We start from the raw sequence: 14,990 nt of genomic DNA on the forward strand, positions 1-14,990 counted from the left end.
TCGCTGAACGATCTATGCTGGAAAGTCGCTATTTATCGTCCCATCGTCCAATGCCGTGGAGCTTAATGTGGATCCTTTGTCAGAACTGCTCTCCTTGCTCAAGCCCCAGAGCTATGCCTCGGGGGGCGTGGCGATAGGTCGCGAGATGGCAATTCAATGGCCCGAACATGCTGGTATTAAGTGTTACGCCGTGGTGTCTGGGCAATGTTGGTTATCCGTCGAAGGCGTGGAGGGGCCGATAGAGCTGAATGCGGGAGACTGTTACCTCCTGCCGCCGGGAGCGCCTTTTGTTATCGCAACGGATCTGCAAGCCGCGCCGGTAGACTTCGCTATTCTGCGCGAGGCGCGGCTTTTAGGCCAAAACGTGCTGGGGGGTGGGAAGGAGGCGTGTTTTCTAGTCGGCGGCCACTTTGTGTTGACCGGGCTTCATGCTGATTTGCTGCTCGGCTCCTTGCCGCCCGTGGTGCATATTCAGCAGGAAGCCGATAAAGCGGCCATGCGTTGGTCGCTGGAGCGAATGGCGCTGGAGGTGCGCGAACCTCAGCCGGGCGGCAGCCTGATCACCCAGCAGCTGGCGTATATGATGCTGATCCAGGCTCTTCGGCTTCATCTGCACGACGGAAAAAATAGCGGCGTTGGCTGGCTTTTTGCTTTGGCGGACAAACAGTTAAGCACCGCGCTGGCCTGTATGCATAACAACCCGGAGCATCGCTGGACTTTAGAGAGTCTTGCAGCACAAGTCAGCATGTCTCGCTCAGCTTTCGCTAAGCATTTTAAAGACATCGTCGGCAGCGCGCCGATTGAGTACCTGACCCACTGGCGGATGCTGCTGGCCTGCGATCGATTAAAAAACTCAGCAGATTCAATCCCGCGCATCGCCACGTCCCTCGGCTATGAGTCCGAAAGTGCATTTGGTAAAGCTTTTAAACGCGTTATTGGCTGTTCACCGAGACAGCATCGGTAAGTTATTTAACTTTTAACGCTACTGCTTTTTAGTATTGCTCCGCATCATTAAACTAATGTATAACCTTTGTAATACCAAATGAGATTTTGGCTAAAGTTTTTGGTTAACTCCTTAACTTGTATTTATTTAGGTGCAAGTTATCTGCGTGGAAAAATTAAGGCTTTAGTTCCATCGGCTTTTAGGAGTTATTAATAACCTACTGTAATGATATAAAATTAATAAAATATTACATTCAGATTAACAATGCCTCCTATCTTACGTTATAACTCTCATAGCAAATCACTCTGCATTATTTCCTATGCTACTGAACCTTCACTGGTAATATAAAATTCTAAGTAATGGCAAATTGCTGAATTTTAAGTTCAGCACTTTTTGCTAAAAATGGATTTGGCCGTATTGACGGTTTTTTATAAAGCGAGCAGTATCCTCTTCGCTAGGATTAGTTATTTAAATGTCAGCTATAATCCAATTAAATAATCTTCTATAGGATTAATATGAAACATCTTAAAAAGATCGTTCTTGCTTCTTTGTTAGCTTTTACAACAACAGGTACCTTCGCAGCTGATTTGGTTAAAGGTAAAACGCTTACCGTTGCCATTTCACCAAACTCGCCACCGATGCTGTTTAAAGATCAGAATGGTAAATTGCAGGGCGTTGATCTGGAAATTTTCACAGATTATTGCAAAGCGCGCGGCTGCAAAATTGAAACTAAAGAGTATGACTGGGATGGCATGTTAGGCGCTGTTGCTAGCAAACAGGCTGACGTCGCCTTCTCTGGGATTTCTATTACGGATAAACGTAAAAAGGTGATGGATTTCTCTGACTCTTATTATGAGAACTCCTTTAACTTAGTCAGCCTGGCTTCTAAAAAGCTGACGATCACTGACCTGTCACAGCTGAAAAAATACAGCATCGGCTACCCGCGCGGTATGGCTTACACTGATTTAATCAAAAGCGACCTTGAGCCGAAGGGTTATTACAACGTTGCTGATGTGAAGTTATATCCTTCATATAACGAAGCAGTTACCGACCTGAAAAACGGTAATCTGGACTTGGCATTCATCGAAGAACCAGTTTATGACAACTACCGTTTCCACCAGAAAATGCCTCTGGCTATTAGCTACTCGTTCAAAGGCGTCGACCATTTGGGCTTTGCATTCCAACAAGGCTCGCCAATTCGTGACGACTTCAACGCATACCTCAAGCAATTGGGTCCGAAGAAGCTGGCTGCCATCATGGATAAATGGTTGAAGTCATAATCCATGTTCGCTAAAGAACTTTTCGATATTACTGGTCTGTTATTGCACGGCGTGGTTTATACCTTTTATATCACACTCACCTGCTTTATAACGGCCTTTATTTCGGGACTGGTAGTCGCCGCGCTGCGGCGACTCACTGGCCGTCGAGTGAGTTATATTCTTGATTGTCTTGTTTTCCTTATTCGCGCCGTGCCGGTGTTAGTCCTGTTATTCTTAATTTATTTCGGCTTGCCGAGCTTTGGATTAAGCAGTCCGCCGTTGGTGGCCATGAATCTGAGTTTAGGTATTATTGGCGGTGCTTATATCTCTGAGGTCTTTCGCGGCGCGCTGGAATCGGTCGAGGAAAATGAAATAACGGCAGCCAAGGCTATGGGCTTTAGCGATTTACAAATCACTCTGTATATCGAATTCCCCCAGATGCTGCGTTTTTCAATTCCCGGCGTGATGAATGAACTGACCTCTATCCTGAAAAATACCCCTTTCGCCTACACTGTAGGAATAACGGAAATTCTGGGGCAGGCCAAAGCATTGACCGCCTCCACCATGTTAGGAATGAATATTTACCTTATTTGTGGGGTTTTATATTTCATTATTTACCTATTCTTCGTTTTCATTTTGAAAAAAACAAAAAATAAATACGCGGTTGAATAACAGCCGGGAGGAATACGTGTCGATTTTACAAGTGTCCGATTTGGTGAAGCAGTTCGACGGCAACCGGGTGTTAGATGGCGTCAACCTTGCTATCGCCGCCGGTGCGACTCAGGTCATTATGGGGCCTTCCGGCTGTGGCAAAACCACGCTCATTCGCTGCCTTAATTTGCTGGAGCGACCAACATCGGGCCAAATCACCTTTCATGGCGAAGAGTTGTTGGGTAAAGAGGTGGATGTGCGTTTATTGCGCAGCAAGATAGGCTTTGTTTTTCAGAGCTTTGCGCTCTATCGCCATCTTAGCGTTTTAGACAACGTGACGCTGGCTTTGCGCAAAATTCAGGGGAAAAACAAAGAGCAGGCGCGTGCTCTGGCGCGGGAGGAGCTGGCCTATTTTGAGATGTCGGCACACGAGAAGAAGTTTCCGGCACAGCTGTCTGGCGGGCAAAAGCAGCGCGTGGCGCTGGCGCGAACGCTGGTGATGAAGCCTGAAATTGTGATTTTGGATGAGCCTACCTCGGCCCTCGACCCTTTGATGAGTCAGGAAGTGGCGCAATTAATTAAGAAGCTCGAGAGCCGCAAAGTCACCACCGTTTGCGTAACCCATGACATCGCTTTTGCTAATGAAATCAGTGATAACGTCGCTTTTATGTACGGCGGGAAAATTATGGCGCAAGGCTCGGTGAGCCAACTTGCCCATTCCTCCCCCCTTCCTGAAGTGCAGCGATTCTTTCGGAAAATGCGCTATGAGTGACAGCATGCTCAGTTTCTACCACGATTTTCTCGACCAGTGGCCACTGATCTATTTAGGCATTTTGGCGACGGTTAAGCTGACAGTGGTGATTTCCGTCACCGGTTTCCTGCTGGGCGTGGTGGTCTTCTATCTTAGCCTGAGCAAAAATAGCCGTCTCGCTCGCTGTGTTGAAGCCTATAAATCCTTTTTCATCGGCACGCCGCTGATCTGCATTATTTACATTCTCTATTATGGGCTGCCGACCCACGGATTCAGGCTGTCTCCCTTTGAAGTGACGGTGCTGGGCTTCACGCTAAACATTGCGGCCTACAACGCGGCATATATGTTGACGGCCTACAACGGGCTAGACAAAACCCAGCTGGAAGCCGCGTCGGCACAGGGTTTTAGCCGCTTGCAGATCTACAGCTATATCATTCTGCCTCAGGTGTTGCGCACCTCCGTCCCGGCATTGACCAATCAGGTGATCCATAACCTCAAAGACAGTTCTTTGGCGTTTTTGGTGCAGTATCCCGAGCTGTTTGCGCGCATGCAGGAGTTGGCGGCAGGCAATTTCGAATTCTTCAAAACCTATTCGTTGACGGCCGTGTTCTACATCCTCATGGCGTCCGTTATCTACTTTTTCGCCAAAAATATTGAACGACGGGTGCAGCCGGTTTAGCGGTCGGGTTAGCCGAGAAAATGTTTTACCAAATTTCGTCGCGTTTTCCAGCAAAAAGCCCATTTTTTAGCCGTAAAACATTCATGCCCGCTATGAATTTCTTGTTTTGAGATCTCATACCAACTTTCTATCACCTATTTTGTTTTACTACCCAGTATTAGGAAATGTTACGAAAATGATTTCGTGATGAAAATAAAATAGCTGATTGTAAGGATGCTAACATGAAAAGACTGACCACTTTTTGCCTCGCAGGACTTGTTTCGTTTAATGCGTTTGCCTTGACTGGCAACGATGCCACCACCAAACCGGATCTCTACTATTTAAAGAATGACCAGGCCATCAATAGCTTGAACCTGCTGCCACCACCACCGGCAGTGGGCAGCATTGCCTTCCTCAATGACCAGGCGATGTATGAGCAGGGCCGTCTGCTGCGTTCAACCGAGCGCGGCAAACAGGCCGCTGAAGATGCAAACCTGAGCGGAGGGGGCGTGGCGAATGCTTTCTCCGGTGCATTTGGCTCACCGATCACTGCCAAAGACACGCCGGAGCTGCACAAGCTGCTGACCAATATGATTGAAGATGCCGGAGATCTGGCCACGCGTGGCGCGAAAGAGAAGTACATGCGTATCCGCCCGTTTGCCTTCTATGGCGTCCCGACCTGTAATACCACCGAGCAGGATAAGCTTTCGAAAAACGGTTCTTATCCTTCCGGCCATACTTCTATTGGCTGGGCAACGGCGCTAGTGCTGACTGAAATCAACCCGCAACGTCAGGATCAAATCCTGCAGCGTGGTTATGATTTAGGCCAGAGCCGCGTGATTTGCGGATACCACTGGCAGAGTGATGTGGATGCGGCGCGAATCGTCGGTTCTGCAGTTGTGGCAACGCTGCACACAAACGACGCTTTCCAGCAACAACTGAAGAAAGCCAAAGAAGAGTTCGCGAAACAGCATAAATAAGCGTCCTTTGCTTCTTGCGGGACAAAAAAACCGGCCTGATAAGCCGGTTTTTTTACAGGGGCAGAAAGCGAATCAGGCGGCTTTAACAGCACCGGCCTTTTTAGGCGTTGACGCTGCTGCGGTTTCTTCAGTCGTCTCTTCCAGTGATTCTTCAGTTTCTGTCACCGCCGGATCTTCCGTCTGCGCGACAGGGGCTTTCATGGCTTCTTCTTCCGGCAGCTTGCTAGTACGCAGGATGTGCTGAACGGTATCTTTTTGCTCAGCCAGACGCAGGGCGATGTTTTCTGCCAGCGATTCATCAATTTCCAGTTCGCTCTGCAACAGCCAGTCAGTAAAAGCATCAGCCATATCGAGCATTTTGTCATAAGCGTCCGCTTCTTTCTTATTGGCAAATGTCATTTTTTCTTCACCTTTTCTGACGACAACAAACTTTGTTTCAACAGCCATGATTTGCTCCTTATACTGTAATTATATACAGTATATCAATAATCAACGCAGGATACATCATCCAGTCTGTTTTTTATAGTACGGAACTGGCGGGAATTTCTTACAGATATTGTCTTCACCCACTCTCAGGGTGGCGGGTCAGGCTGGTATACGGCGATGAAAAACAACAAGGTCAAAGCCATTGTCGCCTTTGAGCCTGGCAGTAGCTTCGTCTTCCCAGAAAAATAACTCCCTGCCCCTATGCCAAGTGCGTTCGACACGCTGAAGGGTGAGTCTGTGCCGATGGAGCAGTTTATGGCACTGACCAAAATCCCGATTCTGATTATTTACGGCGATAACATACCGGATAAGCCTGTAGCCATGCCCGCGCAGGACAGCTGGCGAGCGCGCCTGGAAATGGCTCATGAGTGGCGTGACGTGGTGAATAAGCATGGTGGGTATTTCACTTTGACGCATCTGCCAGAGGTAGGAATCAAAGGAAATACTCACTTCCCGTTCTCTGACCTCAATAATGTGCAGATTGCTGATTTGGTGAGCCAGTACCTGAAAGAAAAAAAATTGCAGTAGGGTAGTAATCTAAAAGCAGGATTCAGTAAATATTCATGAATCCTGCTAATTAGCCCTAGCACATTGCACGCTCTAATCGAATAAATCACTTTGCGTTATGCTTTTCCAACACAACAGCTGAAGGATAACGTCATGCAAACGGTAAAACTGAATAACGGTATTGAAATGCCCCTGTTGGGCTTTGGTGTCTTCCAGATGACGGATGCCGCAGAATGCGAGCGTGCCGTTATTGATGCCATCGATACGGGATACCGCCTGATTGATACCGCCGCGTCTTACCAGAATGAAACCCAGGTCGGGAATGCACTGAAACAGACCGGCATCGCCCGTAACGAACTGTTTGTTACGACTAAACTGTGGCTACAGGATACTCATTATGAAGGCGCTAAATCACAGTTCGAGCGCTCACTGAATCGGCTGCAACTGGATTATGTTGACCTTTATCTGATTCACCAGCCTTACGGCAATGTCCATGGGGCCTGGCGGGCCATGGAAGAACTGCAACAGGCGGGCAAAATTCGCGCCATTGGCGTCAGCAACTTCCAGCCTGACCGACTGGCCGATCTTATCGCATTCAACAAAGTGGCCCCTGCGGTAAACCAGATTGAAGTTAACCCCTTCAACCAGCAGCTGCATGCCGCTCCGTGGATGCAAAGCCGTGGCATTCAGCCAGAAGCCTGGGCCCCCTTTGCTGAAGGTAGAAATGCTCTGTTCCAGCACCCCGTGCTAACAGCAATTGGCCAGAAGTACGGCAAAAGCGTGGGTCAGGTTGTTTTGCGGTGGATCTTCCAACGAGGCATCATTTCACTGGCGAAATCGGTGCGCAAAGAACGCATGGAGGAGAATATTAACATTCTCGATTTTGAACTCAGTTTTGAAGATATGCTGCAAATTGCCGCCCTCGACACTGCAACCAGCGCCTTCTTCTCTCACCGTGACCCGGCGATGGTGGAATGGCTGACTGGCCGCAAACTTGATGTTTAAGTCAAAAGCCGCCTAGGCCGTTGATACTCTGGCGGGCTCGTACCGATCTGCGAACCCGTTATTCCGAGTAGCGAAGTGCATCGATCATCAGTGAAAAAGCAGGTGGGTGCTGCTTACGGCTGGGGTAGTAAAGATAATATCCCGGGAAAGTAGGCGACCAGTCCCGCAGAACCTGAATAAGCTCTCCGGACTTTATATAATCCTGAACCATATTCTCAGGGACACTGGCGAGACCAAAAGCCGACAATACTGCATCAATCCTTTCCGCCAGCAGATTAAAGGTTACCTGCCCTTCCACTCTGACCCGTAACGGTTTCCCATCCTTCTCAAACTCCCAATGGTAAAGCCCACCGGCAGTCGGCAGGCGCATATTGATGCACCGATGATGTTGCAGCTCGTGGGGTGTTTGAGGCACAGGGTGAGTGGCGAAATAAGCAGGCGAGCCGACCACCGCCATACTCATGTCCGGCCCAATCCTCACGGCAATCATGTCCTTATCCACGCTTTCCCCCAGACGAATTCCGGCGTCAAATCGCCCTTCAACAATATCGACAAAACCGTTATCTACCACCAGTTCGACATTTATTTCCGGGTATTCTCTGAGAAAAGGTTTTAGCTTCGGCCATACCAAACTTCGCGCGGCATGTTCCCCCGCAGATAAGCGAATGTTACCGGAGGCCGTCCCATTCAGTTGAACCAGTGATGCCAGCTCCTGTTCAAGATCGGCAATACGGGGTTCAAGACAAGCAATGATTCTCTCCCCCGCTTCAGTGGGAGCAACGCTTCGGGTAGTCCGCGTCAGAAGGCGGATATTTAGCCTTTCCTCCAATGCTTTTATTGCATGGCTAAGTGCTGACTGAGAAACCCCGAGTTTGCCCGCCGCTTTGGTAAAACTGCGCTCCCTAGCTACCACAAAAAAAATTTGGAGTTCATTGAAGTTTTCTTTGAGCATTAGCGATTTCCTTAACGAAGTTCACAAATGAGCATTTATGAAGGCTGTTCATAGATAAAACCATTTTAACCCCATTAATGACATTAATGTGTCGATTTGTCGCTTTACGAGTAATACTCCTAATATGGCCACTGTTGATGACTCTCAGTTGTGGAAAAGGCTCCCAATTGGGAGCCTTCCGATACATCCTGCATTTATTCACGCAGAAAAAGCTATCAGTCGCCAATCTTAATGACGATTTTACCAAACGCGCCGCGAGAAAGGTGTTTGAAGGCCTCTACTGCTTCACTGAAACTATAAACCTGCTCAATAACCGGTTTGATATCATGTTTATTAAGGAAAGGATTCATGCGATCGAATGATGAACGCGGTGCCACGGCGATGCCACGAATCGTAGTCTGACGGAAAATCAGTGGCATTAGATCAAGTTGTGATGTCTGGCCAGTCAAGAAACCTACCTGAGTAATGGTTCCGGCGACTTTGGTCGCGGCAACTGACTGGTTAATCCCTTCCCCGCCGGCGACTTCCACCGTAATGTCTGCGCCTTTACCCTCGGTCAACTCAAGGACTTTTTTATGCCAGTGAGGACAGGTTTTATAGTTGATCCCCTCATCGGCACCCAAGGACTTAATGCGCTCAAGGTTGGCATCGTTACTGGATGTAGAAATAACGCGGGCCCCGTAAGCATGGGCAATCTGGGCAGCAAAAACGGATACGCCGCCCGTTCCCTGCACCAGAACTGTTTGCCCGGGCTGAAGATTGCCGATATCCATCAGTGAGTACCATGCTGTAAGTGCCGCAATAGGCAAGGTTGAAGCTTCCTCATCAGTCATGCTGTCAGGCGCGCTGACGGCGCTGTCTTCATGGATGATCATATATTCCGCCAATCCACCCGGTAGAGGCATGCCCATGCACCAGGCTGGCTCATCGGCAGCGGGCTCACCCTCTAACCAGCGCGAATAGAGATGTGAGTTAACACGCTCACCCAAGCTAAAACGGGTAACACCTTCACCAACGGCAACAATTGTGCCCGCTGCATCAGAGACCGGAATAAGTGATTTTGGAACCAAATGAGGTTCATAAAACCCTTCAATAATCGCTTTATCCCTGAAATTCAGAGAGACTGCGCCGACTTTTACCAACAACTCACCGGGGCCAGGTGTCGGCGTCTCAACTTCTTCAAGTTGTAAATTTTCCAGACCAAAATCTTTCAGTAACCATGCTTTCATTTTATTGCGTCCACTTTCTATGCCTAAGATTCGCCAATGATAGAGAGTGAGATAAGCCGGAAAAAGTCACAGAAAAGGACTTCAGTGTTATTGCAGGGGAAACAATCCATGTAGGGTATAATGCGAATTATAAGCTTTACGTCCCTATCAAGGATAAAGACATGCGTTCTAACATGCTGGAATTAATGACTATTTTTGTTAAAGTGGTCGAGCTGCGCAGTTTCACTAAAGCGGCTGACGCTTTGCAACTGCATCGCCCTGCGGTGAGTAAGTCAATACAGCAGTTGGAAGATGATTTGGGTGTAAAACTGCTTCATCGTACGACACGCAGCCTAAGCGTGACGGTTGAAGGGGATGAAATTTACCAGCGAGCCAAAGCACTTTTGGGTGATGTAAACGAAATGATGGCTTCAGTTTCACCCACCCAGCCGCCACGCGGCCGTCTGCGTATTGATGCGCCGTTGGCACTGACGCACACCATACTGATCCCCTCTTTAAATGAGTTTCAGACTCTCTATCCGCAAATCGACATCGTACTCACCGCGTCCGACCGACTTACGGATATGGTTTCAGAAGGCGTTGACTGCGTTATTCGTCTGGGGGAGCTTGTTGATTCCAGTTTTATCTCGCGCCGGGTAGGTACCGTGCGTATGGCCACCTGCGCAGCACCGGCATACCTTGAAAAATATGGCACTCCGCTTACTCCTGATGATCTGGTGCATCACAACGCCATTCATTTTTTTAGCGAGCACAGTCGTGAAGTGATGGAATGGAAGTTTGTCATGGATGGTAAAGTGATCTCTCGTCGGCCAGGCAGCAGTATGCTGGTGAATAATTCAGATGTGCTGCTGTCCTGTGGGTTAGCCGGGCTTGGCATGCTTCATGCGCCGCAGACCGCGCTGGACCCGCATATTCAATCCGGCGAGCTGCGAGAAGTATTAACCGATTATGCAACAGTCACTAAGCCAGTATCCATTTTGTTCCACGATCGTCGCTACCTCTCCCCTAAGGTCAGGGTGTTTATAGACTGGTTCTCTAAGGTTTTTGCTACCAAGTTTCAATCTCAAGGGTGATGCCCTTCCTAGGGAAATAGGTGGTGTATTACAACCTATTTTAGTTACAACATACGATAAGCTCAATAAACTTCAACTGTGCATTCGGCATGTTCAGTGAAAAACCATCACTGCTTATCAGGAATAAAAACATTTGAAAGCCTTACTAAAAAGCTTCATCACAGCCGAAACTGCTCAGCAATGACCTTCTCAAGTGCCGACACCGCTTGGGAAAGGTCGCTGGAAGGAGAACGCAGTAAGTACACTTCGTAAGTCGGGACTTTGGGTAAGTTTTCCAGAATACGCATCGTCGGTTTTACCCGCGCGCGATCTATCAGGCTGATACCTAAGCCGGTTTCCACGCAGGCTTCAATTGCACTAGAAGAGGGACTGGTGAGGAGCACACGCCAGCCCAACTTTGCGTCAGAAAGCGAGCTAGTCATGGCTTCACTATAGGGGCAATGGCTGGCGTGCAGTGCCAACGGCAGCGGGCTTTCCGGCGTGAGCGCCATCCCCACTCCTCCCACCCACACCGGCGTAGTAGCCATCAGCAATAAACCCTCGGAACGTGACCCCGCGGCACAAACCGAAATGGCAATATCCAAACGCTCCTGCCCTATCAGGTTCCTCAGCGTGAAGCTGGGCGCGGTCGTGATTTCCAGCACGACATCGGGATAACTCATATTAAAAGTCGGCAAGATATCGCGGATCACATAGGCCGCATATTCATCAGGCACGCCCAGCTTGATGTGGCCTTTTAGCGGCGCGGTACGAAGCTCATCGAGGATCTGGTCATGAGCCCGCAGCAGGCTGCCGGTGGTTGCTAGTAATCGTTCGCCCAAGGGCGTGAGGATCACCGACTGGTTATCGCGGTCAAACAGCCTGCCGCCCGCAATCGCCTCCAATCTTTGGATATGCACGCTCACCGCCGCCGGGCTTTTATGCACCTGCGCGGCCGCCGCGCGAAATTGGCCTAACTTCGCCACGGCGTGAAAGGTGCGCAGCAGTTCTATATCTAAGGTTGAAGACATCATTTTGTTTTTATAAACCACTAGATTAATTTATTTCGTTTTATTGAAGTACATCGTTTCTCTAAGATCAAGCAAAAGAGAGGCGAAAAAATATGCTAAATCACCACACAACAAAGATTCTCCCGGCAAAAACTGACAAAAAGGCCCTCACCGGCACCCTCTCACTTTTGGCTTGCGAAGCACTGTTGGTGGTTGCCTGGAGTTCAGGGTTCGTCGGCGCAAGGTTCTCCATTGATTACACTTCGGCTTTTCTTGTGGTTTTCTGGCGCTGCGTGCTGGTCACGGTGATTTTGTTCCCCTTTGTTATTAGGCAGTTACGCCATACATCGCTTGCCACGATAGCACTCAACGCGGGCATTGGCCTCCTGGCCATGGCGGGATATCTGGCGGGAGTAGTGAAAGGCATTGAGTTGGGCGTTTCCACCGGGCTTGCGGCATTAATGGCCGATCTTTTGCCCATCGGCACCGCTCTGCTGGCACTGATCTTTATGCGGCAAAAACCAGCTAAAGTGGTCTGGCTCGGCTTGTTATTGGGCGTCGGCGGGGTGCTAATGGTCAGCTGGAGTAGCCTGTCGTTGAAGGCGGTTCCGCTGTGGGCCTATGCCCTGCCGCTGCTTGGGATGCTGTCACTGGCCGGTGCTACCCTGCTACAAAAGAAATTTCAGCCCTCGACTCCGCTGAATCTCACCACCACGCTGTGGCTGCAAAGCGCTGCGTCTTCAGTGGCATTTGCTGTCGTGGCCGGGACTCAGGGACCACTGCTGCCGGAGATTTCACGCGGATTCGTATTAAGCGTGCTGTGGACCGGGCTGTTTTCAACTTTCGGCGGCTACGGGCTGTACTGGTTCTGCCTGCAACGCACTTCGGCGGTGCGCGTCACCAGTGTCCTGTTCCTCAGCCCGCCGGTCACCCTGCTCTGGGCATGGGCGATGTTTGGCGAGCCACTTTCATGGACCATGCTGGCCGGAATGGCAGTTTCTCTGCTCGGAATTGGGATGGTTATCAAGGGAGATTCAGGTAAACCTTCAAAAATCTCCCGCTTTATGCGACGTTATAGGCCGTTTTAGTCCCTGCCAGCCAAGGAATGCGACGACAGGATTTGAAGGAAAGAGACGCATAATGAAGAAAAGCATCACCATAAAAGATATTGCTGAGATGGCCGGGGTGTCGATCACCACGGTTTCCCGCGTACTCAATAACAACCAATGGGTGGCGGATAAAACCAAAGCCAAAGTTGATAAGGTGATCAAGGAGCATAATTTCAGCCCGAACTTAGTGGCGCGCGGCATGATTTCGAAGAAGACCCACATGCTGGCGGTGGTGGTTTCTGATATCACTAATCCCTACTTCGTGATGCTGGTCGAACAGATTGAAAAAGTCTGCTTACACGCTGGCTATAAGGTTATGCTGTTCGACACACAGTCCGCCAATAAAGGCCCGACGGGCTCTGCGCAGCATATCGACGAGAACATTTTTACCTCGGTGATCAGCAGCCAGCTCGACGGCGTGATTATTCTCGGTGGCGAAATTGACTACCTTGTGGTGCCGGAGAGCTATCTTGAGGCACTGAAAAAACTCACCGAAACCATCCCTACCGTGGTAGTGGGTCGTCACATTCCGCAGCTTGATTACCCCTGTATAGTCCGTGACCAGACCCACAGCGTTGAGTTGGTCACTCAACATTTGATTGATAAGGGCTATCAGAAAATCGCCTTTATCGGCGGTTCGGAGAAGGTCTACATCACTAAACAGCGGATAAAAGCCTTCAAAGATCAGCTGGCGAAAGCCGGATTAACGGTCGATGACAGCCTGATCGTTGAGACCAACTTTTACCTGCAACACGGCTATCAGGCCGCAGAACGCCTGATACAGCAGCGTCAAAAAGGCGGGCTTCCTGAAGCCATTTTGGCGATTAACGATCAGGTCGCCATCGGGGCTATCCGAGCGTTAAAAGATAACCATATCAGCGTGCCGCAAGATATTGCGGTCGCCAGCTGCGAGTACTTCCCTGGCAGCGAATATTACGTTCCACGCATTACCACGGTTGACCATCAAAATGCACAGATCGGTCAGGCGGTTACCACCACTATTCTGGAAATCATCGAGCCGCGTGAGCAGGCGAGTGAGCATCCGGAAATTGTCTCTGTGCTGATTGAAGGCGAGTCTTGCTAAGCTTGTCCCGGCTTGAGTGTTTGCTCAAGCCATCCGTCACTCCCCGTTAAATCCAAAAGCGCACTCCCCCTTGGCAAAAGGCGTTTTAACCCAGCCTTTTGCCACTTCGCTCACAGTTTCAATCTTGTCGTATTGATCTTCCTATTGCCGGCTCCTATTTTACTGAAAACGTTTTCAGGTTTTTCATTTAAAAACCTAAAAGACATCGTAAATAAGGGAGAAGACCGTGAAGCCGACCATGATGACCTATATTCATCAGCAGCATGAAGTATTGTTAAATATCCTTAATGGATATCCTAAGACAATCCCTGTTATTCAAGATAAGAAAGAGTGGTTAATACTTGCCACCGGCTCCAGTATTAATGCGGCGAAAAGCGCGAAGTATTATATTGAGAAATTAACCCGCGCCAGAATTACTATCGAAGAACCGTTCAATTATCAGTTCTTTGAGAAGCCAAACCCGGCGATTGATTTAGTAATGGGGGTTTCACAAAGTGGTGAAAGCACCTCCACTCTCAACGCCATGCGCCATATTAAGCAGTACAGTGACGCGCAGACCTACGGCGTGACCAGCAAGATGGACAGCGAACTGGCGAAAAGCGTTGATATCGCTATTGATATTCAAAACGGCGAAGAACGTGTAGGCTACGTCACCAAAGGTTATACCGCGACGATCCTCACCCTGATGTTATTAGGTTTACGGAGTGCCAGAGCCGACGGCGCCATTAGCGAACAGCAAGAACAAGCCGAGCTGGCGATGTTTAAAGCCGCCATTGACGCCATTCCCACCATCATTGATGACACCGAAACCTTCTACCAAACCTGGAAGGATGAGCTGGTCGCCTCGCCGCGCTTCACCAGCATTGGCTATGGCCCGGCGGTGGGCGTCTGTCAGGAGATGGCGACTAAATTTGCCGAAACCGTGCGCGTCCCCTCTCAAGGAATTGAGATGGAAACCTTTATGCACGGCCCCTACTTCGAGGTGAATCCGCAGCATCGCATCTTCTTTATCGAGGTGGAAAGCGTCGCCAAAGAGCGTTTATTGCTGCTCAGAGAATATGAGAAGAAATGCACGCCTTTTATTTACAGCCTGAAAATCGGTAAAAGCGACGAGCCGCAAACCCTATCGATTGATGCCAAGGTCAGTGAATATATTGCGCCACTGATTGCGGTGATCCCGTTCCAGATATTGGCTCATCATATCGCTGAAGATAAAGGCAATAACCTAGGCCAGCGTATTTTTACCGATTTTGGTGTGTCGGTGAAAAGCAAAACCAAACCCGGTGATTATAACTAAGGTTTAATGAAGGAAAT

At 49.3% G+C, this 14,990-nt stretch carries 15 protein-coding genes and 1 pseudogene; 12 read left to right on the top strand and 4 right to left on the bottom strand.

All coding sequences use genetic code 11. The features are described from left to right. The first annotated feature begins 67 nt into the window (after positions 1-67). From ACT3RT_RS17835 to phoC, 6 genes are all read left to right on the top strand, one after another. Positions 68-964, top strand: a complete 897-nt coding sequence (locus tag ACT3RT_RS17835) for an AraC family transcriptional regulator (protein ID WP_485903361.1) — start codon at positions 68-70, stop codon at positions 962-964. A gap of 494 nt (positions 965-1,458) precedes the next feature. After that, on the top strand, positions 1,459-2,223 hold the full coding sequence (locus ACT3RT_RS17840; protein ID WP_353504195.1) for a transporter substrate-binding domain-containing protein: 765 nt from the start codon (positions 1,459-1,461) through the stop codon (positions 2,221-2,223). Between the two features lie 3 nt (positions 2,224-2,226). Next, positions 2,227-2,874, top strand: coding sequence for an amino acid ABC transporter permease (locus tag ACT3RT_RS17845; protein WP_485903362.1), 648 nt, complete (start codon positions 2,227-2,229; stop codon positions 2,872-2,874). 16 nt (positions 2,875-2,890) lie between these two features. Then, entirely contained in the window at positions 2,891-3,625 is a 735-nt protein-coding gene (locus ACT3RT_RS17850) for an amino acid ABC transporter ATP-binding protein (protein WP_485903363.1), read from the top strand. Then, positions 3,618-4,283, top strand: a complete 666-nt coding sequence (locus tag ACT3RT_RS17855) for an amino acid ABC transporter permease (protein WP_353504197.1) — start codon at positions 3,618-3,620, stop codon at positions 4,281-4,283. Before ACT3RT_RS17850 ends, ACT3RT_RS17855 begins: the two co-directional genes overlap by 8 nt. A gap of 221 nt (positions 4,284-4,504) precedes the next feature. Beyond that, the gene (gene phoC / locus ACT3RT_RS17860) at positions 4,505-5,242 is read left to right on the top strand and encodes an acid phosphatase PhoC (protein WP_185690422.1); all 738 of its coding nucleotides are present in this window, start codon (positions 4,505-4,507) and stop codon (positions 5,240-5,242) included. 72 nt (positions 5,243-5,314) lie between these two features. Here phoC and ACT3RT_RS17865 read toward each other — a convergent pair whose 3' ends face one another. Beyond that, on the bottom strand, positions 5,315-5,689 hold the full coding sequence (locus ACT3RT_RS17865; RefSeq protein WP_485903364.1) for a YebG family protein: 375 nt from the start codon (positions 5,687-5,689) through the stop codon (positions 5,315-5,317). A gap of 108 nt (positions 5,690-5,797) precedes the next feature. Here ACT3RT_RS17865 and ACT3RT_RS17870 point away from each other — a divergent pair. Together ACT3RT_RS17870 and ACT3RT_RS17875 are read left to right on the top strand one after the other, a co-directional pair. Then, positions 5,798-6,256: pseudogene (locus ACT3RT_RS17870) on the top strand (alpha/beta hydrolase); the annotation flags it as partial. A 132-nt stretch (positions 6,257-6,388) separates the two neighbouring features. Continuing rightward, entirely contained in the window at positions 6,389-7,240 is an 852-nt protein-coding gene (locus ACT3RT_RS17875) for an aldo/keto reductase (protein WP_496203463.1), read from the top strand. Between the two features lie 58 nt (positions 7,241-7,298). Here the strand turns inward: ACT3RT_RS17875 and ACT3RT_RS17880 are convergent, their stop codons facing one another. Both ACT3RT_RS17880 and ACT3RT_RS17885 read right to left on the bottom strand, forming a co-directional pair. Then, positions 7,299-8,192: a LysR family transcriptional regulator gene (locus tag ACT3RT_RS17880; protein WP_496203464.1), complete on the bottom strand. Its 894-nt coding sequence runs from the start codon at positions 8,190-8,192 to the stop codon at positions 7,299-7,301. Between the two features lie 215 nt (positions 8,193-8,407). Further along, positions 8,408-9,421 carry a zinc-dependent alcohol dehydrogenase family protein gene (locus ACT3RT_RS17885; protein WP_496203465.1) on the bottom strand — a complete coding sequence of 338 codons (1,014 nt, stop codon included), beginning with the start codon at positions 9,419-9,421 and terminating at the stop codon, positions 8,408-8,410. A 161-nt stretch (positions 9,422-9,582) separates the two neighbouring features. Here ACT3RT_RS17885 and ACT3RT_RS17890 point away from each other — a divergent pair, with 161 nt between their 5' ends. Next, positions 9,583-10,494: a LysR family transcriptional regulator gene (locus ACT3RT_RS17890; RefSeq protein ID WP_496203466.1), complete on the top strand. Its 912-nt coding sequence runs from the start codon at positions 9,583-9,585 to the stop codon at positions 10,492-10,494. Positions 10,495-10,652: 158 nt separating this feature from the next. Here the strand turns inward: ACT3RT_RS17890 and ACT3RT_RS17895 are convergent, their stop codons facing one another. Beyond that, positions 10,653-11,507, bottom strand: coding sequence for a LysR family transcriptional regulator (locus ACT3RT_RS17895; protein WP_496203467.1), 855 nt, complete (start codon positions 11,505-11,507; stop codon positions 10,653-10,655). 89 nt (positions 11,508-11,596) lie between these two features. Between ACT3RT_RS17895 and ACT3RT_RS17900 the strand changes: the two genes are divergently transcribed. The 3 genes from ACT3RT_RS17900 to ACT3RT_RS17910 all read left to right on the top strand — a co-directional run bounded on the left by ACT3RT_RS17900 (position 11,597) and on the right by ACT3RT_RS17910 (position 14,973). Beyond that, positions 11,597-12,571, top strand: a complete 975-nt coding sequence (locus tag ACT3RT_RS17900) for a DMT family transporter (RefSeq protein WP_496203468.1) — start codon at positions 11,597-11,599, stop codon at positions 12,569-12,571. Positions 12,572-12,623: 52 nt separating this feature from the next. After that, entirely contained in the window at positions 12,624-13,676 is a 1,053-nt protein-coding gene (locus ACT3RT_RS17905; protein WP_485903371.1) for a LacI family DNA-binding transcriptional regulator, read from the top strand. A 226-nt stretch (positions 13,677-13,902) separates the two neighbouring features. Beyond that, positions 13,903-14,973: an SIS domain-containing protein gene (locus tag ACT3RT_RS17910; RefSeq protein WP_485903372.1), complete on the top strand. Its 1,071-nt coding sequence runs from the start codon at positions 13,903-13,905 to the stop codon at positions 14,971-14,973. Positions 14,974-14,990: the final 17 nt, after the last annotated feature.

The organism is Ewingella sp. AOP9-I1-14 (genome assembly GCF_052375995.1).
Classification (GTDB): domain Bacteria; phylum Pseudomonadota; class Gammaproteobacteria; order Enterobacterales; family Enterobacteriaceae; genus Ewingella; species Ewingella allii.